Annotated in this window: 21 protein-coding genes and 1 tRNA gene; 14 read left to right on the top strand and 8 right to left on the bottom strand. The window is 65.1% G+C overall.

Features of this window, described 5'->3' with window-relative positions; genetic code table 11:
• The 3 genes from AC5RUK_RS01075 to AC5RUK_RS01065 form a co-directional block, all read right to left on the bottom strand.
• Complete coding sequence (locus tag AC5RUK_RS01075) at nucleotides 1–1,902, bottom strand: acetolactate synthase large subunit (RefSeq protein WP_493986870.1); 1,902 nt, start codon at nucleotides 1,900–1,902, stop codon at nucleotides 1–3.
• 356 nt (nucleotides 1,903–2,258) lie between these two features.
• Entirely contained in the window at nucleotides 2,259–3,962 is a 1,704-nt protein-coding gene (gene ilvD / locus AC5RUK_RS01070) for a dihydroxy-acid dehydratase (protein WP_494151142.1), read from the bottom strand.
• A gap of 163 nt (nucleotides 3,963–4,125) precedes the next feature.
• Nucleotides 4,126–5,043 carry a LysR family transcriptional regulator gene (locus tag AC5RUK_RS01065; RefSeq protein ID WP_494151141.1) on the bottom strand — a complete coding sequence of 306 codons (918 nt, stop codon included), beginning with the start codon at nucleotides 5,041–5,043 and terminating at the stop codon, nucleotides 4,126–4,128.
• Between the two features lie 72 nt (nucleotides 5,044–5,115).
• Between AC5RUK_RS01065 and AC5RUK_RS01060 the strand changes: the two genes are divergently transcribed.
• From AC5RUK_RS01060 to AC5RUK_RS01040, 5 genes are all read left to right on the top strand, one after another.
• On the top strand, nucleotides 5,116–5,271 hold the full coding sequence (locus AC5RUK_RS01060) for a hypothetical protein (protein ID WP_493986867.1): 156 nt from the start codon (nucleotides 5,116–5,118) through the stop codon (nucleotides 5,269–5,271).
• Nucleotides 5,272–5,419: 148 nt separating this feature from the next.
• Nucleotides 5,420–5,860, top strand: coding sequence for a hypothetical protein (locus AC5RUK_RS01055; protein ID WP_494151140.1), 441 nt, complete (start codon nucleotides 5,420–5,422; stop codon nucleotides 5,858–5,860).
• A 177-nt stretch (nucleotides 5,861–6,037) separates the two neighbouring features.
• Nucleotides 6,038–6,514, top strand: coding sequence for a hypothetical protein (locus AC5RUK_RS01050; RefSeq protein WP_494151139.1), 477 nt, complete (start codon nucleotides 6,038–6,040; stop codon nucleotides 6,512–6,514).
• A 3-nt stretch (nucleotides 6,515–6,517) separates the two neighbouring features.
• A complete protein-coding gene (locus tag AC5RUK_RS01045; protein ID WP_494151138.1) occupies nucleotides 6,518–7,597 on the top strand; it encodes a PQQ-dependent sugar dehydrogenase in 1,080 nt (359 codons plus the stop codon).
• Between the two features lie 112 nt (nucleotides 7,598–7,709).
• Nucleotides 7,710–7,782, top strand: a tRNA-Lys gene (locus tag AC5RUK_RS01040).
• Nucleotides 7,783–7,890: 108 nt separating this feature from the next.
• On the opposite strand, the gene AC5RUK_RS01035 is transcribed toward AC5RUK_RS01040, so the two are convergent.
• Nucleotides 7,891–8,958, bottom strand: a complete 1,068-nt coding sequence (locus tag AC5RUK_RS01035) for a Gfo/Idh/MocA family protein (RefSeq protein ID WP_494151137.1) — start codon at nucleotides 8,956–8,958, stop codon at nucleotides 7,891–7,893.
• A 130-nt stretch (nucleotides 8,959–9,088) separates the two neighbouring features.
• Here AC5RUK_RS01035 and AC5RUK_RS01030 point away from each other — a divergent pair, with 130 nt between their 5' ends.
• Nucleotides 9,089–10,309 carry an ROK family protein gene (locus tag AC5RUK_RS01030; RefSeq protein ID WP_493986862.1) on the top strand — a complete coding sequence of 407 codons (1,221 nt, stop codon included), beginning with the start codon at nucleotides 9,089–9,091 and terminating at the stop codon, nucleotides 10,307–10,309.
• Nucleotides 10,310–10,326: 17 nt separating this feature from the next.
• Here AC5RUK_RS01030 and AC5RUK_RS01025 read toward each other — a convergent pair whose 3' ends face one another.
• Genes AC5RUK_RS01025 through xylA form a run of 3 tightly spaced genes read right to left on the bottom strand, consistent with a single transcriptional unit; the run spans nucleotide 10,327 to nucleotide 14,057 of the window.
• Nucleotides 10,327–11,382, bottom strand: coding sequence for an aldose epimerase family protein (locus AC5RUK_RS01025; protein WP_494151136.1), 1,056 nt, complete (start codon nucleotides 11,380–11,382; stop codon nucleotides 10,327–10,329).
• The gene (locus tag AC5RUK_RS01020) at nucleotides 11,379–12,818 is read right to left on the bottom strand and encodes an FGGY family carbohydrate kinase (protein WP_494151135.1); all 1,440 of its coding nucleotides are present in this window, start codon (nucleotides 12,816–12,818) and stop codon (nucleotides 11,379–11,381) included. Before AC5RUK_RS01020 ends, AC5RUK_RS01025 begins: the two co-directional genes overlap by 4 nt.
• A 51-nt stretch (nucleotides 12,819–12,869) precedes the next feature.
• On the bottom strand, nucleotides 12,870–14,057 hold the full coding sequence (xylA, locus tag AC5RUK_RS01015) for a xylose isomerase (protein ID WP_494151134.1): 1,188 nt from the start codon (nucleotides 14,055–14,057) through the stop codon (nucleotides 12,870–12,872).
• A gap of 301 nt (nucleotides 14,058–14,358) precedes the next feature.
• On the opposite strand from xylA, the gene AC5RUK_RS01010 reads away from it, so the two are divergent.
• The 7 genes from AC5RUK_RS01010 to AC5RUK_RS00980 all read left to right on the top strand — a co-directional run bounded on the left by AC5RUK_RS01010 (nucleotide 14,359) and on the right by AC5RUK_RS00980 (nucleotide 22,651).
• Nucleotides 14,359–15,942 carry a sugar ABC transporter ATP-binding protein gene (locus AC5RUK_RS01010; protein WP_494151133.1) on the top strand — a complete coding sequence of 528 codons (1,584 nt, stop codon included), beginning with the start codon at nucleotides 14,359–14,361 and terminating at the stop codon, nucleotides 15,940–15,942.
• Entirely contained in the window at nucleotides 15,942–17,033 is a 1,092-nt protein-coding gene (locus AC5RUK_RS01005) for an ABC transporter permease (protein ID WP_494151132.1), read from the top strand. Before AC5RUK_RS01010 ends, AC5RUK_RS01005 begins: the two co-directional genes overlap by 1 nt.
• A 2-nt stretch (nucleotides 17,034–17,035) precedes the next feature.
• Complete coding sequence (locus tag AC5RUK_RS01000) at nucleotides 17,036–18,073, top strand: ABC transporter permease (RefSeq protein ID WP_493986856.1); 1,038 nt, start codon at nucleotides 17,036–17,038, stop codon at nucleotides 18,071–18,073.
• Nucleotides 18,074–18,137: 64 nt separating this feature from the next.
• On the top strand, nucleotides 18,138–19,322 hold the full coding sequence (locus tag AC5RUK_RS00995; RefSeq protein ID WP_493986855.1) for a sugar ABC transporter substrate-binding protein: 1,185 nt from the start codon (nucleotides 18,138–18,140) through the stop codon (nucleotides 19,320–19,322).
• 39 nt (nucleotides 19,323–19,361) lie between these two features.
• A complete protein-coding gene (locus tag AC5RUK_RS00990) occupies nucleotides 19,362–21,017 on the top strand; it encodes a GMC family oxidoreductase (RefSeq protein WP_494151131.1) in 1,656 nt (551 codons plus the stop codon).
• A 60-nt stretch (nucleotides 21,018–21,077) separates the two neighbouring features.
• Nucleotides 21,078–21,866 (top strand): gluconate 2-dehydrogenase subunit 3 family protein, encoded by a 789-nt coding sequence (locus tag AC5RUK_RS00985; RefSeq protein WP_494151130.1) that lies wholly within the window; start codon nucleotides 21,078–21,080, stop codon nucleotides 21,864–21,866.
• An 11-nt stretch (nucleotides 21,867–21,877) separates the two neighbouring features.
• Nucleotides 21,878–22,651: a cysteine hydrolase family protein gene (locus AC5RUK_RS00980; RefSeq protein WP_494151129.1), complete on the top strand. Its 774-nt coding sequence runs from the start codon at nucleotides 21,878–21,880 to the stop codon at nucleotides 22,649–22,651.
• A 279-nt stretch (nucleotides 22,652–22,930) separates the two neighbouring features.
• On the opposite strand, the gene AC5RUK_RS00975 is transcribed toward AC5RUK_RS00980, so the two are convergent.
• A complete protein-coding gene (locus AC5RUK_RS00975; RefSeq protein WP_494151128.1) occupies nucleotides 22,931–23,389 on the bottom strand; it encodes a MarR family winged helix-turn-helix transcriptional regulator in 459 nt (152 codons plus the stop codon).
• Between the two features lie 114 nt (nucleotides 23,390–23,503).
• Between AC5RUK_RS00975 and bcp the strand changes: the two genes are divergently transcribed.
• Nucleotides 23,504–23,977: a thioredoxin-dependent thiol peroxidase gene (bcp, locus tag AC5RUK_RS00970; protein ID WP_493986850.1), complete on the top strand. Its 474-nt coding sequence runs from the start codon at nucleotides 23,504–23,506 to the stop codon at nucleotides 23,975–23,977.
• The last annotated feature ends 47 nt before the right edge of the window (nucleotides 23,978–24,024 follow it).

Below are 24,024 nucleotides of genomic sequence, written 5' to 3'. Positions count from 1 at the left end.
CTAGTCCTCCTCTTCCCACTCGGGGGTCATGTCGCGGGCAATCTGGATCAGGTCGTTGCTCACGCCGGCGGGGACCATCGGCCACACCATCGCGTTGGGGCTGACCACGAAGTCGATCACCACGGGGCGGTCGTTGATCGCCAGCGCCTGCTGGATCGTGGCGTCGATGTCCTCCGGACGTTCGCAGCGCAGGCCCACGCAGTCGTAGGCGTCGGCCATCTTCACGAAGTCCGGTACGCGCACGGTGTCGTGGCCGGTGTTCAGGTCGGTGTTGGAGTACCGGCCGTCGTAGAACAGGGTCTGCCACTGGCGGACCATGCCCAGCGAGGAGTTGTTGATCACCGCGACCTTGATGGGGATGTTGTTCAGCCGGCAGGTGGCCAGTTCCTGGTTGGTCATCTGGAAGCAGCCGTCGCCGTCGATGGCCCAGACCACGCGGTCCGGGTTGCCCACCTTGGCGCCCATGGCGGCCGGCACCGAGTAGCCCATGGTGCCCAGGCCGCCGGAGTTCAGCCAGGCGTGCGGGCGCTCGTACTTGATGAACTGCGCGCTCCACATTTGGTGCTGGCCCACGCCGGCAACGTAGACGCCTTCCGGCCCGGTCAGCTCGCCGATCCGCTGGATCACCTGCTGCGGGGCCATCAGGCCGTCGTCGGGCTCGGCGAAGCCCAGCGGGTAGGTCTCGCGCAGCCGGTTCAGCATGGCCCACCAGGCGGAGAGGTCCGGGGTGCCTTCGGCGGCGAACCGCTCGCGGCAGGCGTCGGCCAGTTCCGGAATGATCTCCTTGACCGAACCCACGATCGGCACGTCGGCCGTGCGGTTCTTGGAGATCTCCGCGGGGTCGATGTCCGCGTGGATCACCTTGGCGCCCGGGGCGAAGGTGCTCAGCACGCCGGTGACGCGGTCGTCGAAGCGGGCGCCGAGCGTGATCAGCAGGTCGGCCTGCTGCAGCGCGGTCACCGCGGAGACGGAGCCGTGCATGCCCGGCATCCCCACGTGCTGCGGGTGCGAATCCGGAAACACGCCGCGGGCCATCAGCGTGGTGGCCACCGGGGCGCCCACCAGTTCGGCCAGCTCGCGCAGCTCCTGCGACGCGTGGGCCTTGATCACGCCGCCGCCCACGTAGAACGCCGGGCGCTCTGCCGCGGCGATCAGCTTGGCGGCCTCGCGGACCTGCTTGGAGTGCCCGCGCACCACCGTGCGGTAGCCGGGAATGTCGATCTTCGGCGGCCAGGAGAAGCTCATCATGGACTGCTGGGCGTCCTTGGTGATGTCCACCAGCACCGGGCCGGGGCGGCCCGTGGTGGCGATGTGGAACGCCTCGGCCAGCACGCGGGGAATCTCCTGCGCCTTGGTGACCAGGTAGGAGTGCTTGGTGACCGGCATGGTGATGCCGACGATGTCCGCTTCCTGGAACGCGTCCGAGCCGATCACGGCCGAGGAGACCTGCCCGGTGATCGCCACCATCGGCACCGAGTCCATGTGCGCGTCGGCAATGGCGGTGACCAGGTTGGTGGCACCCGGGCCGGAGGTGACAATGCAGACACCGGCGCGGCCGGTGACCATGGCATAACCCTGTGCGGCGTGGCCTGCACCCTGTTCATGACGGACCAAGACGTGGTTGATCTTGGCCGAATCCATGAGCGGGTCGTAGGTGGGGAGGATGGCCCCGCCCGGCAACCCGAAGACGTCATCGACGCCCAGTTCTTCCAGCGAACGGACAACGGCTTGTGAGCCGGTCATTTCCGTGGGCGGCACGATGTTGTTCGGCCCGACTACCGGGCTGAGGCCGTCCACGACGGAAGAGACAGAGGCAGCTACATCTTTGGTTTTGAAAGCGTCGGGCGAGGCCGGCGCCTTGTTGGCCATCAGCGAGGGGCTGATTGGCGATCCCTTAGTCATCGGATTTCCTTTGCGGATCTTTACGTTCTCTGATGTGCTTGCCGTCCTCCGCGAGGAGGACGGCCCTGTTCTCTTCTGCAAATAAAAAAACCCCGTCGAGCCGGTTGGCTCCGATGGGGTTTCGCGCGTGACGTGGTCGTGCCAGACGGGCGGTTACGCCACGCGCTTGGTAAGGACGACCACGGATACGCTTTGCATGGCTTCAGTCTCGTGCCACGCAGATATCAGTGTCAACCTGAGACATCGCTGTCTCACTATTTGGGCATCTGAGTCCAAAACGTGGACTCCCCGGATGCCCGTGGCGGGCACGACGGCGGGCGCTTGCCTCGTGGAGGGGCGGCGCCCGCCGTCGTGGTTCAGCTGCAGTATGCGCCGGTGGACGCGGAGTTCACCAGCTTGACGTACTTGGCCAGCACGCCGGTGGTGAACTTCGGCGCCAGCGGCTCCCAGCCCACCCTGCGGGCTTCCAGCTCGGCCTCGTCGACCAGCAGGTCGAAGCTGCGGGCCGCGATGTCCACGCGGATCAGGTCGCCGTCGTGCACGAAGGCGATCGGGCCGCCGTCGACCGCTTCCGGCGCCACGTGCCCGATGCACAGGCCGGTGGTGCCGCCGGAGAACCGGCCGTCGGTGAGCAGCAGCACGTCCTTGCCGAGCCCGGCGCCCTTGATGGCGCCCGTGATGGCCAGCATCTCGCGCATGCCCGGGCCGCCCTTGGGGCCCTCGTAGCGGATCACCACCACGTCGCCGGCCTTGATCTGCCCGTTGTCCAGCGCATCCAGGGCGCCCTGCTCGCGTTCGAACACGCGGGCGGTGCCCTCGAAGACGTCGGCATCGAAGCCCGCGGACTTGACCACGGCACCTTCGGGGGCCAGCGAACCGTGCAGGATGGTCACGCCGCCGGTCTTGTGGATCGGATTGTCCAGGGCGCGCAGGATCTTGCCGTCCGGGTCCGGCGGGTTGATGGCCGCCAGGTTCTCGGCCACGGTCTTGCCAGTCACGGTCAGGCAGTCGCCGTGCAGCAGGCCCGCATCCAGCAGCGCCTTCATGACCACCGGGACGCCGCCGATCTTGTCCAGGTCGAACATCACGTGGCGGCCGAAGGGCTTCATGTCGGCCAGGTGCGGAACCTTGTCGCCGATCCGGTTGAAGTCGTCCAGCGTCAGGTCCACCTCCGCCTCGCGGGCGATCGCCAGCAGGTGCAGCACGGCATTGGTGGAGCCGCCGAACGCCATGGTCACGGCGATGGCGTTCTCGAAGGCCTTCTTGGTCATGATGTCGCGGGCGCGGATGCCCTTGCGCAGCAGGTTCACCACGGCCTCGCCGGACTTGTGCGCGAAGTTGTCGCGCCGGCGGTCCGCCGAAGGCGGCGCGGCGGAGCCCGGCAGGGACATGCCCATGGCCTCGCCGATGGAGGCCATCGTGTTGGCCGTATACATGCCGCCGCAGGCGCCTTCGCCCGGGCAGATGGCGCGCTCGATCGAGTCCAGGTCCTTGCGGCTCATCTTGCCGGCGGCGCAGGCACCCACGGCCTCGAAGGCGTCGATCAGGGTGACTTCCTTCTCCGAGCCGTCCTCCATCTTCGCGAAGCCGGGCATGATCGTGCCGGCGTAGAGGAACACCGAGGAGAGGTTCAGGCGGGCGGCGGCCATCAGCATGCCCGGCAACGACTTGTCGCAGCCGGCCAGCAGCACGGAACCGTCCAGGCGCTCGGCCATCATGACCGTTTCCACCGAATCCGCGATGACCTCGCGGGAGACCAGCGAGAAGTGCATGCCCTCGTGCCCCATGGAAATGCCGTCGGAGACGGAGATGGTGCCGAACTGCATCGGGAAACCGCCGCCGGCGTGGACACCTTCCTTGGCGCCCTGGGCCAGCCGGTTCAGCGACAGGTTGCAGGGGGTGATTTCGTTCCAGGAGCTCGCGATGCCGATCTGCGGCTTGGCGAAGTCCTCGTCGCCCATCCCTACGGCTCGGAGCATGCCGCGCGCCGGAGCGGCGTGGATGCCATCGGTTACTACCCGGCTACGGGGCTTGATGTCTGGGGTTGCGTCCGCACTCATGGCATCGATTCTATGACCCGCGCGGCCATGGCAGGGCCATATTACGACGGCGGCGCCCACGTGGGCCGGCAACCGCGGCACGCCCGGGCTGGCCGGGGCGGCCGCCCTGGCGCCCACCCGGGTCGGCAACCGCGTCCACCCGGGCCGCCTGGGGCGGCCGCCGTCAGCCCTGCTGGCTGGCGATCGCCGCGGCTTCCTGCTGCAGCATCCCGATCACCCGGTGCACGCTGCTGCGTTCGGCCACATCACTGCGCGCCAGCACCACGATGGTCCGGCTGGCACGGATCCCCTCCAGCGGGCGCATCACGAAGCCGCGGGTGGACTGCGCCTTCCGCGAGGTAAACCGCGGCACCACGGCGAGCCCGTGCCCGGCGGCCACCATGGCCTCCATCACGCGGAGGTCGGCGTAGCGGGTGGTCCGCTTGGCCAGCCTGCCGGTGCGTGCTTCGATCTGGCGCAGCACCTGTTCGAACGGAAAGCCCTGCGGGACGCCGATCCACGGGTGGTCCACCACATCCTCCGGCCTGAGGACGTCGAGTTCTGCCAGCGGATGGCCGGCGGGCATGGCCACATCCAGCGGCTCGTCCAGCAACGGCAGCACGGTGATGCCGCTGCGGGCGAACGCCTCGACGCCCTGCTGGCTGTGTGCCAGCACCAGGTCGTAGTCGGCCGCCAGCGGCAAGAACCCCTCGGCGGACGGATCTTCCAGGCAGGGGTCGAAGTGCAGCCCCTCGATGTCCTGCAGCCGGTACATCAGGCCCGGCAGGAACATTTCCGCGGCGCTGGGAAAGAACGCCGCGCGGATTTGGTTTTGCCAGCCGCTGCGGTAGCCGTCCACGGTGGCCTGCGCCCTCTCCATCGCCGCGGAGACGTCCGCGGCAGCCGCGGCCATGGCCAGCCCGGCCTCGGTCAGGCGCACTCCCCTGCCGGCTTTCTCCACCAGCGTGACGCCCACTTCCCGCTGCAGCGCCTTCAGCTGCTGCGACACGGCCGAGGCTGTGATCTTCATCGCAGCGGCGGTAGCGACGACGGACCCGCGGTCGCCCAGTTCCCGCAGTATTTGGAGGCGCCTCATGTCCATAAAGCGATACTACATAGTGAGGTAAGTAACGTTAGCTTGAACTTGACGGTTGCCCCGGTTGACAATGGTGGAATGACAGTCTCAGTTGCCTTGACCGTAGTGGGGATGGCCGCCGTCCTGGCGCGCCTCGCCGTCGTTGTCCGCCGCGACCACGGCCCGGTGCCGCGCAGCCACACGTGGGAGACCGACCATGCGGCCATGCCGGTGAAAGCCGTCGACGCCGTCTGACATCCTCCCCCCTCAATCAAGCGCCGGGCACCACATGGGCCAGGCGCTTTTTTGTGGGTCCGGCTCACTAAACTGGCCGGCAGCGATCCCCGCTTCCGCCGCCGCAGGCGACAGCTCCCCCACAGCCCAATCACATCCGAAAGCCACCATGCCCAGCAGCGACATGTCCACCAGCGACGAACTCAAGGACGCGCTCAGCGCCATCTTTGACTCCCAGATTCCCAACTACGGGGACTACAACCTCGTCTTCGCCAGCAGCCGCCAGGACAATGCGCACGCATCGCAGGGCGGGACCGGAGACTTTTACGTGATCGGTTACCGCTGGCGGCCGCAGGAGCTGGTCATCGCACCGTTCGACGGCTCCGCGCTGACGCCCGGCGGCACCCCCGTCGCGATCAACATGACCAACATGTCCCATGCGGTCCAGCTGGGCGGCGGGGAATACGAAGTGGGCACCAGCACCGGCAGGACGTTCCGGTTCGGAGTCCAGGCCGAAGGCAAGCTGCCGACCGAGGGCCACACGATCGACCAGTCCGAAGACCAGCCCGACTTCCACAGCTTCATGGCGGAGCTGATCTTCCGGGCCTAGCCCCGTGTCGGGCCGATCTTCCGGCCCGCGGTCCGCCTGCCTCGGGCCCGGCGGGCATCTCCCCAAACCTGCCGGCTCCGCCTCCCCGATCGGGCACCGGGGCCTATGGACACTGCCCGGCCCCGCACGTAACGTCGGGACCGGATGCACCACAACCATCAACCGAAGGTGAAGGCCATGGACCGGAGATGGGGAATCAGGATCGCCGTCGCAGCCACCATCGTGACCGCCCTGCTGTGCCGGCTGTTCAGCCGCAAGCCCCGTTCCACGGAGGCCAGCTCCCCGGCCTCCACGCCGACGAACCTGACGGACGCGCCCTCCGACACCGCCGGCCAAAACCTGACGCACGCGCCCTCCGACACCGTCGGCCGGAACCAGACGACCGACCGCCTGGTTCCGGCCGTCGACGAGGACCTGGTGGTCGAGGAGACAATGCCGGAGTTCCCTGGCGCCACCGGCACGGCAACCGCCGGAGGTGCCGGCGCCGGGGAGCCGGTGCCTGCCGATGTCGAGGACGCGGCAGCGGAGCAGGCGGCCGTCACGGATAAACCGCTCTACGATGAGACCGAATGGCTCGGTTACACGGGCGAGGCGGTCATCGAACCGTCCGTCCAGGCCGAGGACGGAGACGGAGCGAACCGGAAACGAGGCTGACGGATGGACGACGAGGCGGATCGGCGCGTCCTGCCGCTTCGGTTTGCTCCCTTGGCCCTGGCCGTGGTGCTGTCCACCGTCCTGGCCGGCTGCAGCGGCGGCGGCAATGCCCGGCCGGACGGTGGCGGCGGCGCCGGAACCAGCCCAAACGTGGACACCGCAGCCTCCGGCCTGGCCGAACCGTGGTCCATAGCGGTCCTGCCCAACGGCAGCGCACTCATCTCGGAAAACGACACCGGCCTCATCAAACACGTGGTCGACGGCGAAACGGTCGCCGCCGTGCCCGTCGAATCTGCGCTGGAAACCACCGGTGAGGCCGGCCTGCTGGGGCTGGAGCCCAGCCCGGATTTCGACGCCGATGCCCGGCTCTACGTCTACCTCACCTCGCCGGAGGACAACAGGGTTCTCAGCTACCGCTGGGACAACGGCCGGCTCAGCGACGCGCAGGAAATCGTCACCGGCATCCCCAAAGCCGGGATCCACAACGGCGGACGGCTCAAGTTCGGCCCGGACGGCTACCTGTACATCGCCACCGGCGACGCCTCCGATTCCTCCCGCTCCCAGGATTTGTCCTCGCTGGGCGGCAAGATTCTGCGGGTCACGCCCGACGGCGACCCGGCCCCCGGCAACCCCTTCGGCGACAGCCCGGTCTACAGCTTCGGCCACCGCAATGTGCAGGGGCTGGCGTGGGACGCCGACGGCAGGCTCTGGATTACCGAGTTCGGCCCTGACCGGGACGACGAGCTGAACCTGATCGAACCCGGCGGCAACTACGGCTGGCCGGACGTTACGGGAGCCCCCGGCGACGAGCGGTTCATCGACGCCAAGGTGGTCTGGCCGTCCACGGCCGAGGCCTCCCCCAGCGGCATGGCCTTGGTGGACGGCACTGCGTGGATCGCTGCACTGCGGGGCCAGCGGCTGTGGCGGGTAGAGCTTGACGGCACGGAGGCCGGAGAGCCCGAGGCCTTCTACGAAGGAGAATACGGCCGGCTGCGTGACGTGGCCGCGGCCCCGGACGGCCGGCTCTGGGTCCTCACCAACGGTACCGACGAGGACCGAATGCTGGCCGTTTCTGTGAAGTAGGCGACAAACGCCGCTTCAATTTCACTTTCGTGGAAAGGTCCTGCTAGAGTTACATGTCGTCGCGAGGGAAGAAGCGCCCGGGAAACCGCCGCTGGGACTCTCACCGACAGCTGCACCTCTAGCTCAACTGGCAGAGCAATTGACTCTTAATCAATGGGTTCCGGGTTCGAGTCCCGGGGGGTGCACAAGCGAAACCCCGTCTGGCCAGTGCGCAAGCCTGGACAGACGGGGTTTTTTGTTCTTCGGACGGAGCAGGGCCGGGCCTGGAGAAGAACTGACGCCCGAAGCCTCCCCTAGCCAGGCTTCCCGAGCTGATGAATTCGTTCAATCACGCGGACGACCTCCAAAGCATCCCTGGGATCGACGGGGATAGGCCCGCTTCCCCGAATCGCCTGGGCCGCAGCCCTGTAAAACCCAAGGTAGTCGCCTCTTTCGGTCGGCACTGCAATGGGTGCGGGATGGCCTGGCCCTTGGATGCCGATGGTGCCCCATGTGCTTTCGGGCTCGGCACCGAACCCTGGATCAGTTGGGACTGCACCGGCTGCCAAGGCCGGCTCCTGTCCGTCCAGGCCGTAGCTGACAAAAGCGCTTTCAGTCCCCAAAACGCGGAAGCGGGGTCCGGCTTGCGCCGCCACCCGGCTCATCCAGAGCCGCGAATGCACGCCGTTCGAGTGGAAGAGCTCAACGAGACTGACGTCGTCGTTGCCGCCCCCTTCACGGACAGTGCGCACGTCGGCGCGGATCTCGTCAACCGGCCCGAACAGTACCAGGGCCTGGTCTATGAGGTGGCTTCCCAGATCAAAAGTAATCCCGCCGGCCAGCCGCGGAGGCGTTGCATCCTGCCAGCGGTCAACGATTTTGGGCGCCCAGTGCTCGAAGCTCGATTCAAACTGATAGACCCGGCCCAGCTGCCCGTCGGCCAGTACCTTCCTCACGGTTCGGAAGTCCCCGTCCCACCGCCGGTTCTGGAAAACAATCAGGGGCTTCCCGACACGTTCCGCCCGTTCGATCAGTTGTTCGCCGTCGGCGACCGTTGGCACAAAGGGCTTGTCCACGATCACGGCCAAGCCTGCGTCCAGCGCTGCCAGTGCTTGCTCCACATGGGTATGGGGAGGCCCCGCAAGCACCACCAACTCCAGATTCAGGCCTGCCTCCAGCAATTCGTTGGCGTCTGCAACAATTTTCGCTTCGGGATGATCCTTGGCGGCCTGCAGCTTGCGTTCCGGGTGGGACGTCGCGATGGCGTCCAAGGAGAACTCCTGAAGGGCACGGAGGAAGGGACCGTGAAAGACTTTGCCGGCCAGGCCATAGCCCACCAAGCCGGTGCGGACAGGGCGCGGAGGACCATCGGCGTTCGACATACCGGAAGATTACTCTTGTGCCATAATTTGTTCAAGGAATAAACATTTGATGGTCGCGGGGATGGAGTAGCCTGCGGTTGAACGATTAGTTAGGCAGTCGTTCCCTTGTCCACCATCCAGGGAGGTTTGGTTGAGTACATCAAACGCGCCGCTGCGCACCGGCCACGGGCGGCTGCCGCCGGCCCAGCGGGCGGGGAACAACCTTGACAGCATTCGCCGACATAACCTCTCCACCATTCTTCAGTTCGTGCATCATGCAGGACCCGTCCCCCGCTCCGAGCTGACGCGGAAAACAGGGCTGAACAGGTCAACAATCGGCGCCCTGGTCGGCGAGCTGATCGAGCTCGGCCTGGTCCTGGAAACCAGCCCGGACTCAAGCAACGGTGTCGGGCGACCGAGTGCGGTCGTACGCCCAAACCCGGCGACCGTGGCAATCGCGGTCAATCCGGAGATCGACGCGGTCACCGTCGGTGCCGTCAGCCTGGGCGGGGTTGTGCAGAAACGGATCCGGTACGAGACGGATAAGGCTCCCAGCGTCCGCGAAGCAGTCAACATCAGTGCGGCGATCATTGAAGGCATGAAGACCAACGGGAACCGAATCGCAGGTGTCGGCGTCGCGGTACCTGGCTTGGTGCGGACACAGGACGGGCTCGTGCGGTTGGCTCCGCATCTGGAGTGGACGGATGAACCGATTGCCGAAATGCTGGCCACTGCCACGGGGTATCCCGTGAAAGCCGCCAACGATGCGAGCCTTGGTGCCCTTGCCGAAAGGACCTTTGGGTCCGCCCGACGGGTCAGCGACATGATCTACCTCAACGGCGGAGCGAGCGGCATTGGCGGCGGGATCATCAGCGGAGGCCAAGCCCTGACCGGCGTCGCCGGCCATGCCGGGGAGCTGGGCCACACCCGGATCAGAAGCGGCGGCGGGCTTGACACTGCCCATGCCCGAGGCACCCTGGAATCCGAAGTGACCCGTGACGCTCTGCTTGCCGCCCTGGGATTGGCATCCGCTGATGTGGACGAGCTGGAGGAGGCGCTGCTTTCGTCCACCTCTGCCGAAGTTCGGGCGGTCGTGGACCGGCAGCAGGAGTACCTCGCCATTGCCCTCGGCAATGCAATCAACATACTGAATCCGGAGTTGATCATCTTGGGCGGCTTTTTGGGCTCCTTGCATGCCGCTGATCCGGAGCGGCTGGAGCGGCTCGTTTCCCGCGAATCACTGCCGGTTTCGCGCCAGAGCGTTCACATTTCCCGGCCGCAGCTGGGCGCGGATCTTCTCATGGTCGGCGCGGCTGAACTGGTTTTCGCCGACCTTCTGGCCGACCCCGCAGCCTACGCGTTCGTCGCCTAAAGCCTGGTTGATCAGTTTCACGTCGTCGAGAACCGGTAACGGCTGAGGTGCCGGTACTCCGTTCCGGCCGGAAGGACGACGGAAGGAAAGTCGGGGAAACGGCTGGAATCGGTAACCTTCTGGGGTTCAAGGCATATGCCGCTGCCGGGCCCGTACACGGCACCCCCTCGGCCCGCCAGCGGAGGCAGCCGGTTCGCTGTATAAACCTGAAGACAGAACTCGGTGGTAAACAGCTCCATCATGCGTCCGGTCCGGGGAGAGTAAAGTACCGCCGCCGGCTTGTCCTTGTCCTTGTCCTTGTCCTTGTCGGGATTGAACAGGAACGTATTATCGATGCCCGGCCATGGCTCGGTGCCCGATTCGGGCAGGAAGGCTCCGATCCGCCTCAGCTTGCGGAAGTCGAAAGCCGACCCGGCGACAGGCAGGTGGCTGCCCGTCGGAATGAGTTCCCAATCCGTGGCCAGGATGTAATCCGCGTCAACCATTAGCTGCTGATCGATGACGGGCCTCGCCCCGGCCCCGTCCATATTCCAGTAAGCGTGATTGGTCATATTGACCGGGGTGTCCGCGTCGGCCTTGGCCGTGAAGAGAATCGATAGCTCATTGGCGTCAGACAGCGAGTACCGGACCCGCGCCGAGAGGTTTCCCGGATAGCCTTCTTCGCCTTCGGGGCTGCGGTATTCAAAACTGACGAAGTCGTCCTGCGCCGGTTCCGGGGACGCGTCCGATCTGGACCACAGGACGCGGTCAAAACTTCGCCTTGGTCCTCCATGAAGATGGTTCCGCCCCTCGTTCGCGGTAACGGGAAAGGTCACCCCAGCTGAGGAGAACCGGCCGCCCGGGATGCGGCCCGCTGTCCGACCGATCGTTGCGCCGATGTAGCAGTTCGCGTGGCGGCGATAGTCGTCAACAGCGTCGAACCCAAGCACCACGTTTTCGTGCTTGCCGCCCCTGTCCGGCAGGAGCAGTTCGACGATCCTGGCTCCGAAGGGGTCGAGCGTCAGGCGGGTGCTGCGGGCATTGGCCAGGACCAGTCCCGTGCCCGGTCTGCTGGCGCCTGCCTGCTTCTTCACGCCGAGCCTTCGCTGTGACCGCGGAACCACGTCTCCTGCTGTTCGGCATGGCTGTCGTACTGATCCCGGATAAGAGGCCGCGGATCGGGTCGCAGTTCCGCGTCGAAGTGCGGCGGCCAGTCAGGGCGTGCTCCATTGAGGACCCATGCGGCCTGCACCGCGGCTCCTTCGGCCACGTACTCGCCGGGTGCCGGAACCGAGACCGGCATATCGAAGACCTGCGCGGCAACCGACCGGACCGCCCGGTTCTGCGCGCCCCCGCCGATCAAGAGGACCCGTTCGGGACGTGCGCCGGCCCGACGCAGAGCATCAAGCCCTCGGGCGAGACTGCACAGCATCCCCTCAACCGCAGCGCGCGCAAGATTGGGCCTTGTCATCGAGGTCAGCGACAGGCCGTGAAGACTGCCCGTCGCATGGGGCAGGTTTGGGGTGCGTTCCCCTTCGAACCAGGGGATCAGGACTGCTCCCCTGGCGCCAGGGGGAGCCTCCAGGGCGAGACGCGAGAGCCCGTCGTTGTCAACGCCCAGCACCTCGGCGACGGACGTCAGGATGCGTGCTGCATTGAGCGTGGTCGCAATCGGGAGGAAAGCGCCCGCAGCGTCTGCAAAGCCTGCGACGGATCCCGTACTGTCCCGGTGCAGTTCGGCGGATGAGGCGAATACCGTTCCGCTGGTGCCGATCGAAACCATGGCTTCCTGGCGGGAAGCGTTGAGGCCCAGCGCCGCGGCGGCATTATCTCCGGCTCCCGCGCCCAAAATGATTCCCTCGGGCGTCTTCCCCGCCCGCTCATGGGGGCGAAGGACCCCGGGAAGAACGGCAGCATGTCCGAGGGCCAAAGTGAACAGATCCAGGTCGTACCGGTTCGCCTCCGGATCCCAATAGCCGGTGCCACTGGCATCCGACCGGTCCGTCGTGAGTTCTTCAAGGACCGGCCCAAGCGGGCTTGAAGCAGCTGGCCCGTACCCTCGCAGCCGCCAGGTGAGCCAGTCATGGGGAAGTGCGACCGCGGCGACCTTTGCGGCATTGCCGGGTTCTGCGTCACGCAACCACCGCAGTTTGCTCGCGGTGAACGACGCTACCGGAAGCAATCCCGTCCTTTGCACGTATTCATCGGCGCCCACTTCGCTCACAAGGGCAGCGGCAGCGCCCGCGCTACGAGTGTCGTTCCAGAGCAAAGCCGGCCGGATCACCCGGCCCTCCTTATCGAGGGCCACCATCCCGTGCTGCTGTGCTGCTATGGAAAGGCAGCTGACTGAGCCGAGACCTCCCGCCTGGGCGAGCGCTGCCTGCAGTGCGCTCCACCAGGCCTCCGGGTCAACTTCGGTGCCGGCCGGGTGAGCTGCCCGTCCCGCAGAAACGACCCGGCCCGAGCGGGCATCCCGGAACACCGTTTTGCAGCTCTGTGTCGAAGAATCGACACCCGCAACAAGCGTCATGATGCCTCCCGTTACGTCGGCCGGGTCCAAAACCTCAACGGTTCCTGCGGATCAGCGCGCGCCAAGCAGGTGTTCCATGGCCAACTGCTGCAGCCGGACGAACCCGAACCCGGAGCCGTCAAAGTACCCCTCCGGGGCAAACTCCTCGTATGAGGAACGGTCCTGAAGCAGCTCGGCGTAGGACTCTCCTTCGCCAAGGGTCGGTTGCGCCAGTTCGGTGACGCGGGAAGCCCGCATCGCTTCCTGCACCTCAGGGTCCGAGCGGAAGGCGGCGGCCCGTTCTTTCAGCAACAGGTACATCCGCATGTTCGCCGCAGCCGAATCCCACACTCCCCCGGCATCCTCGGTTCGCGACGGCTTGTAGTCGAAGTGGCGCGGACCGTCGTAAGCCGGGCCCCCGTTCGGGCCGCCGTTTTCCAACAGGTCCACCAGGGAAAAGGCGTTTTGCAGGTCGCCATGGCCAAAGACCAGATCCTGGTCGTACTTGACCCCCCGCTGGCCGTTGAGATCAATATGGAACAGCTTGCCGTGGTACAGCGCCTGGGCAACGCCGGCGGTGAAATTCAGGCCCGCCATTTGTTCATGTCCGACCTCAGGGTTGACGCCGAAGAGTTCCGACCGTTCCAAGGTTTCGATGAAAGCCAGCGCATGGCCGACCGTCGGCAGCAGAATGTCGCCGCGGGGCTCGTTGGGCTTGGGTTCAATCGCGAAATGCAGGTCGTACCCTCGATCGGTCACGAAGCCCCCCAAAACGTCGAGCGCCTCGCGGTACCGCTCAAGGGCTGCCCGGACGTCCTTGGCAGCGTCGTACTCTGCGCCTTCGCGACCTCCCCACATGACGAAAGTCCTGGCGCCGAGTTCTGCGGCCAGCTCAATGTTCCGCAGGACCTTCCGAAGCGCGAACCGCCGGACGGCCCTGTCATTGGAGGTGAACCCGCCGTCCTTGAAAACCGGGGGGCTGAAGAGGTTCGTCGTGACCATCGGAACCTCAAGGCCCGTGTCCTCGAGTGCACCTCTCAGGCGGTCAATCTGCTTCTGCCGCTCCCCCTCGCTGCTGCCGAAGGCGAAGAGGTCATCATCGTGGAACGTCAATCCATAGGCACCGAGACCGGCAAGCCGTTCGACCACCTCAACGACATCCACGTGCGACCGGGTAGGGCCGCCGAAGGGATCGACTCCCGCGTATCCCACCGTCCACAAGCCGAAGGAGAACTTGTCTTCGCGGCTAGGCTGCCTCATTACCGTCTCCGATCATCATTCAATAGTAGTGAGCAACAACTTATTCGCCATCACAGCCCGAAGTCAACGGTTTCCGGCGGTCTGGGCCGCTATTATTCCTGCCGAGACATCGGAGCCTAGGATCGAAGGCACCCTAGACAACCGTGCTGACAACCCGCCTGTACCGAGGTTTCCCCACTGCAGCAAAAGAAAGTGTTGCATTTGTTGGGACTGCTTACTATATTGAGTTTTCACATGATGTTGCTCACAGACGGAGCTTCACCCCTCGCCTCAACCTCCAGCGGAGAACAGGAGCGATCCCATGCGGCATTCCACCGAACCGGTCGATCATTCGCCGCTGCTGAAAGTAGAAGGCGTGGTGAAGCAGTACCAAGGCGTAACCGCCCTGCGCGGGGTGAGCCTGGACATCCGCCCCGACGAGATCCATGCCCTGCTGGGGGGCAACGGCGCCGGCAAATCCACGCTGATCAATGTGCTCTCGGGCGTGGTCTCCCCGGATGCGGGCACGGTTACCCTGGCCGGGGAAGAAGTACGTTTCCGCCATCCCAGTGATGCGCTCAATGCGGGCATCACGACCATCCATCAGGAGCTTTCGCTCGTTCCGGCGCTCACGGCACTGGACAACATCTTCCTCGGCCGCGAGGTGAATGCCCGTTTTCTCGGCCTGAAGGTCAGGCTTGACCGCAAGGGCATGGAGGAGCGGGTACAGCAGTTGGCCGCCGACTTCGGGCTGACCCGGGAGGACTTGAAGCTTCCCGTCGGGGAGTTCGGTGCGTTGAAAAAGCGCGTGGTGGAAATCGTCAAAGCACTGGCCTTCGACCCCCGCGTGCTGATCCTGGACGAGCCGACCTCAGGGCTTGAGGAAGAAGAAAAGCGGCACCTGTTCGAACACATGCGCAAGCTCAGGGGGCGGGGCGTACCACTGCTGTGGGTAACCCACCATCTCGAGGAACTGTTCGGTCTGGCGGACACCGCCACCGTCTTCCGCGACGGGGCCAACGCCGGCACTGCCGCCATCGCCGAAACGAACGTCGATGAGCTGCTTGGCATGATGTTTGGAATCGCGGCCGGCGAATTCGGAGCGGCCAGCGGAACGCCGCCGCACACGGCGCCCGACGCCGGCGAGGAGGAAGTGCTGCGGCTGGAGAATGTGCACCGCAGCCACGTCCTGAAGGACATTTCGCTGTCGGTCCGCAAGGGCGAGATCCTGGGCATAGCGGGACTCGCCGGTGCCGGGCGGACCGAGTTGGCCAGGCTCATCATGGGCTTGGACAAGATGAGCAGCGGAACAATGCACCTCAACGGGCAACCCCTCCGCATCCGCGATTCCAGCTCGGCATACCGCCACGGGCTGGCCATGCTCCCGGAAGACCGCAAGCAGCTGGGCATTCTGCCGGAATTTTCGGTTGCCGAAAACATCTCCATCTCCAGCCTGGGCGGCGTCACGCAGCTGGGTTTCCTGATCAAAAGCCGCGATGAGATGGACCAGGCCGAAAGCTACCGGCAGCGCTTGGCGATCCGTGCCCCAAGCGTCAGGGAAAAGATCCGAAACCTGAGCGGCGGAAATCAGCAGAAGGCCATTGTGGCCCGCTGCCTGAACACCAAGCCCTCGCTGCTGATCTTCGACGAACCGACCCAGGGTATCGACGTCTCGGCCAAGGTGGAGGTTCACAACCTCATCCGTGATTTCGTCGCCGCGGGCGGGGCCGCCATCGTCATCGCCTCGGAAATCGCCGAGCTGCTGGAACTCAGCCACCGTGTGCTGGTCATGAAAAAAGGCCGGCTGGTGGGTTCGGTGACCGCGCTGCAGCAGGAACTGGCCGCCGGAAACTTCGAGGGCGTGAAGAACAGAATCCTGGCCCTATCCGCCGGCAGGAGCGAATGATGAATCTCCAACGGGCCGTATCCCGCACGCTTTCGACCAGCGGCGTGCCGATCGCGGTCGCCCTGATCGTCCTGGTCATCGTGTTCCAGCTGATGTCGCCTGTCTTCCTGCAACCGGAGAGCCTCACCGATTACATCAACAACGCCATACCCGTCCTGCTGATTACCGTCGGGGTGGCAATCGTCATCGTGGCCGGCGGCATCGACCTGTCCGTCGGCACGGTCGCCGGGCTGAGCGCCGGAACGACCATGTGGGCTTTGCTCAGCGGTGCGCCGACCCTGGTGGGCGTCCTCGTGGGTGTCGCCACCGGCACGGCATTCGGCCTGTTCAACGGATGGCTCATCACGAAGTTCGGCATCAACGACTTCATCGTCACGCTGGCCACGCTGAACATCGCCAGCGGGCTGCTCATCGTCCTGACAGAACAGGTACCTCTCCAGGGCGTGACGACGCCAGGCTTTTCGGACATCGTCTACGGCCGTTTCCTGGGCATTCCGAGCGCCTTCTGGATCGCCGCAATCCTCCTGGTCATCATGCAGCTCTTCCTGGCCAAGACGGTGTTCGGCCGGCGCATATACGCCATCGGCATCGGCGCCGACGCGGCGAACGTCGCCGGCGTCAACGTCCTCCGCGTCAGGATGGGCACCTTCGTCGTCTCCGGCATGCTCGCAGGAGCCGCCGGCGTCCTCATTGCCTCCCGCCTCGGCGCCGTACAGGCTTTCCTGGGCGGCGGCTACGAATTCATTGCCATCGCCGGCGCCGTTTTGGGAGGCGTTAGCCTTGCCGGCGGCCGCGGTTCCGTCTGGGCCGCCGTCGTCGGCGGCCTTTTGCTGGCAACCCTGCAGCAGGGCCTGCGCCTCAACGGCGTCGACCCCGTCTACTTCAGCATCGTCACCGGCCTTTGCATCGTCGCCGGGGTGGTCTTCGACCGCCGCGTCCAGCAATACGCGCTCAATATGGGCAAACGCTCCAGGCGCGACACGCCCCCCAGGCACGACACTCCCCAGGGCACCCTCCCGGCCTCGGCCCAGCAGCAGGCGCAGAAGCCCGCCGCCCGCCCCCGTCCGTTCGTGACCGAACAGCAGGACTGACCATGAGCACTTCAACACCCAGACGCAACACCGGCCTGGTCGGCCGCATCGTCGACCGGATCCTGCTGGACCCCACCCTCGGCGTGCTGGCCATGCTCGTACTGGCCTGTTTGATCGCGGCGTTCACGTTGCCGGTGTTCCTGGCTCCGTCAAACCTGTTCAACATCCTTAACAGCAGCATCACGGTCATGATCCTGGCCATGGGCATGACCGTCGTCTTGATCGCGGGAGGCATCGACCTCTCGATCGGCGCCGCCATGGCACTCTGCGCGGGGGTAGCGGCCCAGACGATGAAATCGGGAATGCCGCTGTTCGTCGCGATCCTCGCTGCGCTGTTTGCCGGCGCCTTGATCGGGATCGGCAACGGCCTGCTCGTCACCCGGGTCGGGCTGCCCGACTTCATTGCCACGCTCGCAATGCTCGGATTCGCCGGCGGCATCCTCTACATCTGGACACAGGGCGTGCCCATCATCGGCTACATGGTCCCCGAGTTCTATGTTATCGGCGGCCTGAGTCCGCTGGCCGGAGCCCTCACCCTGCCCATGGTCATATCCCTCATCGTGGCGCTGCTCCTTGGCGGGATTTTGGGATCGTCCCGCCTTGGGACACACCTTTTCTCTGTCGGCAGCAGCCGGACCGGCGCCATACAGTCCGGCGTGCGGGTGGACCGGGTCCGGATCATCGCCTACGTCATCAGCGGGCTGTGCGCCGCGATCGCCGGCGTCATCCTCGCCGGTCGAAATACCAACGTCCCGGCCGACCTCGGTGTCGGTTACGAGATCCAGGCCATCGCCGCCGCCGTCATCGGCGGTGCGGCACTCAGTGGCGGCAGGGGCCGCATCCTGGGAGCCGTGCTCGGCGCCATCACTCTGGCCGCGACCATCAACATCATCAACCTCGCCGGCGTTCCGTCCAGCTACCAGAAAATCGTCATCGGCTCGATTCTGATCATCGCTGTCCTGGCCAACCGGATCAGCGCCATCATCAACGCCCGAGTCCGGCAACGGCGGGCCGTCGTACTCGACGTCGCCCCCGTGTAATCGTAACCAGCTTCCCCGATCTCCCCGTTGCTGCGGGGACCACCAAAAAATGAAAGGCAAGACAATGTCCACAACTGACACCACCCGGCCCGCAGGCCGCCGTCGGTACGCCCGGACCCGCAGCGCCCTCGCTTCCGGAGCAGTCACGGCAGCCCTCATCCTCACCGGCTGCACCACGGTCGAGACGCCGACCGGCACGGGGGGAGGCGGGGGCGGAGGCGCCGGTGCCGCAGTCAACCCGGACTCGGCCGCCGATGCCGCCATCCGCGAATTGGTGGACGGCCGTGAAATCAAAGTCGGCTTTGCCCCCCCGATCCTCTCCGAGTTCTATACCCAGGTCGAAAAAGCGGCCTTCAACAAGATGAAGGAATACGAGGACCGGTTCGGTGTGAACTGGACCTGGGAGCGGCAGGGCGCCCTCAACGACGCCCATTCAGGCACTGAAACCCTTGGCATCGTCCAGGGGTATATCGCCCGCGACTTCGACGCGGTCTTCGTCTGTTCCGCCGCCAACGCCGCCACGATGCAGGAACTGTACGGCCGCGGACAGGAAGAAGGCGTCGACTTCTACCAGTTCAACTCCACTGAAGAGCTGGCCAATCCTTCCCAGGCCGAGGACCCCACCGGTGGCCTCAATACCGTCTCGAACATCGGCTATGACGACCGCTGGCAGTCCGGCTACATCGCCGGAAAATACATCGGCGATCAGCTCAAGGGCGAAGGCAAGGTCATCCAGATCATGGGGCCCTCCGGATCGGACTGGACCAAGCTGCGCCAGCAGGGCTTCAAGAAAGCCATCTCGGAGTACCCCGGCATCGAAATCGTCGGACAGGCCGACGGCGGCTACGTCCGGGACAAAGGTCTTAGGGCAGCGCAGGACCTGCTGACCAAAAACCCCGATGTCAACGCGATCTACGGCGAAAACGAAGACATGGCGCTCGGCGCTTCCCAGGCCATCGACGCACGCGGCCTCAAGCATTGGGACGGGCAGGACGGCATCATCACCATCGGTGCCGACGGCCTGATTTCGGGCATGGACTCCATTAAGGCCGGCAAACTCACCGCAACCGTTGACGTGAACAGCGTCGAGATGGGGCACAACATGATCGAAACCCTTTTCGCGCATGAAGTCCTGGGCATGGAAGTCAACCAGTTCGTCCGCATCCCGACCGATGTCGTCGACAAGTCGAACGTCGAGTGGCACCAGGCCGTCCTGCAGGAAAGCCAGGAGGGCCAGGGAAGCTACTAAACCTTTCCCACAACCACCACCGAACTGAGAGGTTCTACTGTGAGCAGCAATCGAAAAATGGACCCGGTGGACGTCGTCGTCGTCGGACTCGGGGCGGGCGGTGGACCCGCCGTCAAGGTCCTCAGCGAAGCCGGCTACAAAGTTGTCGGATTCGACAAGGGCCCGTGGCTTCGCCCGGAGGAACACTACTCCGGCGACGAGTTGAAGTTCCAGAACCGCAGCTACCTGTGGCCGGACGTGAAGCTGATGCCCAGGACGGTGCGCAGGGACGAAAACTCCGAAGCGCGGATCTTCAATTTCTCCCCCGTGCCCTCGAACGTCGGCGGCGGAACGAGCCACATGGCCGGCTGGATGCCCAGGCCGAGGGAGTCGGACTTCATCTTCCACTCCCTCCACGGGGATCTGGAAGGCGCAAGCCTGGCCGACTGGCCGTACCGCTACGAGGACCTGGAACCGTACCTGACCAAGGTTGAATGGAGCTACGGCATCTCGGGCCTGACCGGCGCCGACCGGGGGGAAGGCTTCCGCAGCAAGCCGTACCCCAGCGGGCCGTTGCCTCCGACCAGGTTCGGCAAGAAATTCTATGAAGGCTCCAACAAGCTGGGCATCAATTCCTTCCCACTGCCCATGTCGCATCTGACCGAAGGCAACGCACTGGGCAGGGCGGCGGTGAACCGGACCAGTTTTTGGAATCAGTACGGCGACCCCACCCAAACCCGGTCCAGCGTGGCGACGACGTACATCCCCGAAGCCCTCGCCACCGGCAACCTGGAGGTAAGGGCCGACAGCTACGTCAGGGAAGTCAAACTGGGCAAGGACGGCCGGGCCACCGGCGTCATCTACATCGACCCCGAAGGCCATGAGGTCGAGCAGGACGCAGCCGTGGTCGTCCTTGCACTTGGCGCGATCGAGTCGGCGCGGCTCATGCTGCTGTCCAAATCGAACCGGTTCCCCGAAGGTCTCGCGAACGATTCCGGCCTTGTCGGCAAGAACGCCACCTTCCACGAATACATCTTCGCGGTCGGACTGTTCGACAAGGACATCGAGGAGCCGCTGCGCGGCTGGACGGGGAACTACCAAAGCGGCGGTTCCACGCACTTCTACGAGACCGACGAAAGCAGGGGCCACATCGGCGGCGGCATCATCGCCACCACCCAGATCGGACAGGCCATCAACGCGATCATGCCCGGCCGGCCGACCTGGGGCCAGGCCATGAAGGACGCCGACCGAAATTACTTCGACTACTCGATGAAGGTCGGATTCATCCTCCAGGACATGCCCCAGGAGACGAACCGGGTCGACCTTGACCCCAACGTCAAAGATGCCTGGGGGCTGCCGGTAGCGCGGATCACGAACAAGCCCCATGCCAACGACATCGCCATGAGCAAATGGCAGATCGACAAAAACGTGGAAATCCTCCAGGCGGCCGGGGCAACGAAAACCACCCCCGTCTACCTGGGTGATGAATTCACCGGCAACGCCTGCCACCAGCAGGGCACTGTCCGGATGGGAACCGACCCAGGCAAGTCGGTGCTGAACGAATGGGGCCAGGCCCACTCGGTGGACAACGTCTTCGTGCTTGACGGCGCAGCCTTCCCCACCGCCATGGGCGTGAACCCCACACTCACGATCATGGCCCACTCCTGGCGCTGCGCAGACTACATCGCCGGCACCTATCTCAAGGGCCGCAGCTAGCGGCTGAACCTGCCGGCGGCTAATAGTCGGCCGGCAGGAAATCGTAGAAAGGAAGACAAGATGGTTTCGAAAGCCGACTGGGAAATCGTCCCGATCCACATCGACCCCGACTCGGATGAAAAACTGTTCTTCACCGACCACGAGTGGGAAACCATCGAAGCCGCCGCCGCGCGCGTCATGCCCACCGACCAGGATCCCGGGGCACGCGAGGCGAGGGTCATCGTCTTCATCGACCGTTACCTCTCAGGCATCGACTACCTTTACGCGGCAGCCGACGGCTCCGGCTTCCTGGCCCTGGCCGGCCAAGAAGCACGGTCTGCCCGGGCACGCATCACCGACCTGCAGCGGCTCTACCGCGAAGGGGTCCGTGAGCTCGACCGCCGGTCGCGCGAGTTGCGGGCAGAGTCCTTCAAGGCCGCGACCGAAGAAGTCCAGGACCAGGTGCTAGAGCAGGTCAGCGGCGCTCCCAAACCGGTGCCGGTCTCGCTGACCTCCATGGAGGTGTACTACTCGCGGCTTCAGGGAAACACCGATGAAGACAAAAGTTTCTTCGACACCCTGTGTCTGCACGTCCGCCAAGGTTTCTACGCCGACCCGGTGTACGGCGGAAACAAAGACCAGATGGGCTGGAAGATGCTTGGCTTCGACGGGCCAAAGAACCTGCGCGACACCATGGACGGCACCTACAGCACGGCCAAGTACTTCATCCAGGAATACGACTGGGAGGAACTGATCCCCGGCTTCAAACACGGCCAGGACAACGTGACAGAAGGCCCCGAAGAGCCCGCCCGTAGCGCAGCAGGCGATACGGCTTCGGCATCGGACCGTACAGAGGAATCCAGCAAGTAAAGGGAAAGACAATGACCGCCTACGAAGACAAGCTCAACAAGTACGTCGACCGTTCCAACAGCTTCATCCCCGAGACCATTGATCTGAGCAAGACCGTGGTCCACGCGCTCGACATCCAGAATCTCTGCCTTGACCCGGACGGGGCGGACTACATTCAGAGTGTCGGCGGGGCTCCCTCCGGGCAGGAATCCCTCGGGCCGGCCAAGAGAATGATCGAACTCGCCCGCGCAAAGGGAATTAAGGTCATCTGGTCCATGTGGGGCATGCACCCCGAAGGTTATGACATCGGCATCTGGGGGCTGAAGTATCCGTCGTGGACAGAGCCCGATTCGCCGTTCAACCACGGGACGTGGAACGGCGCCCTCTGCGAAGGATTCGAACCGCAAAAGGGGGAACCCGTCTTCCAAAAGCACCGCAACAGCAGCTTCTACGGGACAGCCTTCAACGAGTACCTCCAGCAGGACGGCGCCGAGTACCTCGTGATCGTCGGCTCCTCGACCGCCAACTGCGTACCGACCACGGCACGCGACGGTTTCGACCGGGGATACAAAGTGATCGTCGTGGCCGATTCCGGCACGGCCATTCCCCTCAATACCCACGGCCGCAACCCCGAGTTCGACCAGGAAACCCCTGAGGGCTACGGGCAGTACTGGGAATCCCTGCGCAACATCCAGGTCCAGTACGCGGACGTGATGTCCAGCGATGAGTTCGCCGCCCTCGTCGAACGCTCATCGCGGACGGCGCGGGAGAGCTCGGTAACCGCAGAGGCAACTGCCGGCGGTTAGAACCGAACCCCGGTGGTTTTACAGGGGGGCGGGACCGGTGGCCAGTACATCCACCGGCCGGAAACCTGGGTAGGCACGGGGTGCCGGACCCGCCTCCTTCCCCGGCGTGCACCGGAAAGTGGGCATCGACGTCGTTGTGGGTTGGGAGCTTAGATCGCTCGGGACGTCTCGCTCTCGAGGACGAAATCGCCGGCTCTGTAGTAGCTCATCGCCGATCACGGTGACATGGAAGCGCGCGGGTTCCGGATGACAAACTCCGGCGGCCGGGAAGCCAGCGGGTCAGTCGCCGTCTTCGTAGCCGTCGATCTCGGCGACGTCGATGGTTTCGATCGAGCCGATGCCGAAGCGGCTGTTGCCCAGCCTGCGGATGATGACCGTCAGCCGTTCCTTGAGCTCATCCATCTGGTCGCCGCTGCCGCTGCTGAGCAGCCGCTCCAGCTCGGCGGCATGCTTGAGTGCCCGCTTGCCCTCGTCGGTGATCTGCACGATTTGCCGCCGGCGGTCCACATCGCTGCGGGCACGGATGATGTGACCATGGACTTCCAGCCTGCCCAGGGTCTTGCCCATGGTCTGCGCCTGCACGCGCACACGGGTCGCCAGCTGCGCCTGCGTCATTTCCCCCTCGGCGGCGAGCACCTCGAGGGCAATGACGCCCGCGTGGGTCAGGCCCAGGCCGGCCAGCTTGTCGTTCCATTCGTGCTCGACGAGCCGGGCGGCGGTGGAGAGCAACCGTGGCATCGGCCAATTCTTCAAATCCGGCATGCAATCAAGTATACGTACGTAGTCCGGGCGGCCCGAGGGCCGTCTTGGCTATGCTGGTGCTGGAATCCCAGATCGCTAAGGAGCTGCCCCATGGCCGAACGACTGTCCACCGGCGACATCGCGCCGGAATTCACGCTGCAGGACTCGGCGGGCAACACCGTCTCCCTGGCCGATTATCGTGGCCAAAACGTTGTGGTCTACTTCTATCCTGCCGCTTCGACACCGGGCTGCACGAAGCAGGCCTGCGACTTCCGCGACAGTCTCGACTCGCTGAAGGGCGCCGGATACGCGGTGCTGGGGGTCTCCCCCGATCCGCTGCCGAAGCTGGTGAAGTTCGCGGATAAGGAAGAGCTGAACTTCCCGCTGCTCTCCGACGAAGACCACGCCGTAGCCGAGGCGTATGCGGCCTGGGGCGAAAAGAAGAACTACGGCAAGATCTACGAGGGCCTGGTCCGTTCCACGATCGTGGTGGATCCCGAGGGCAAGGTGGCGCTGGCCCAGTACAACGTCCGGGCCACCGGCCACGTGGCCAAGCTGCGCCGCGACCTCGGCCTGGACAACTAGGCGGCCGCACAAGGCATAAGTCCCCCGCAAAACGACTGCCGCCATGC

Source organism: Arthrobacter sp. Y3223065 (genome assembly GCF_059090885.1).
The sequence above is the reverse complement of the archived record's forward strand: the minus strand, read 5'-3'. Positions and strand labels throughout refer to the sequence as shown.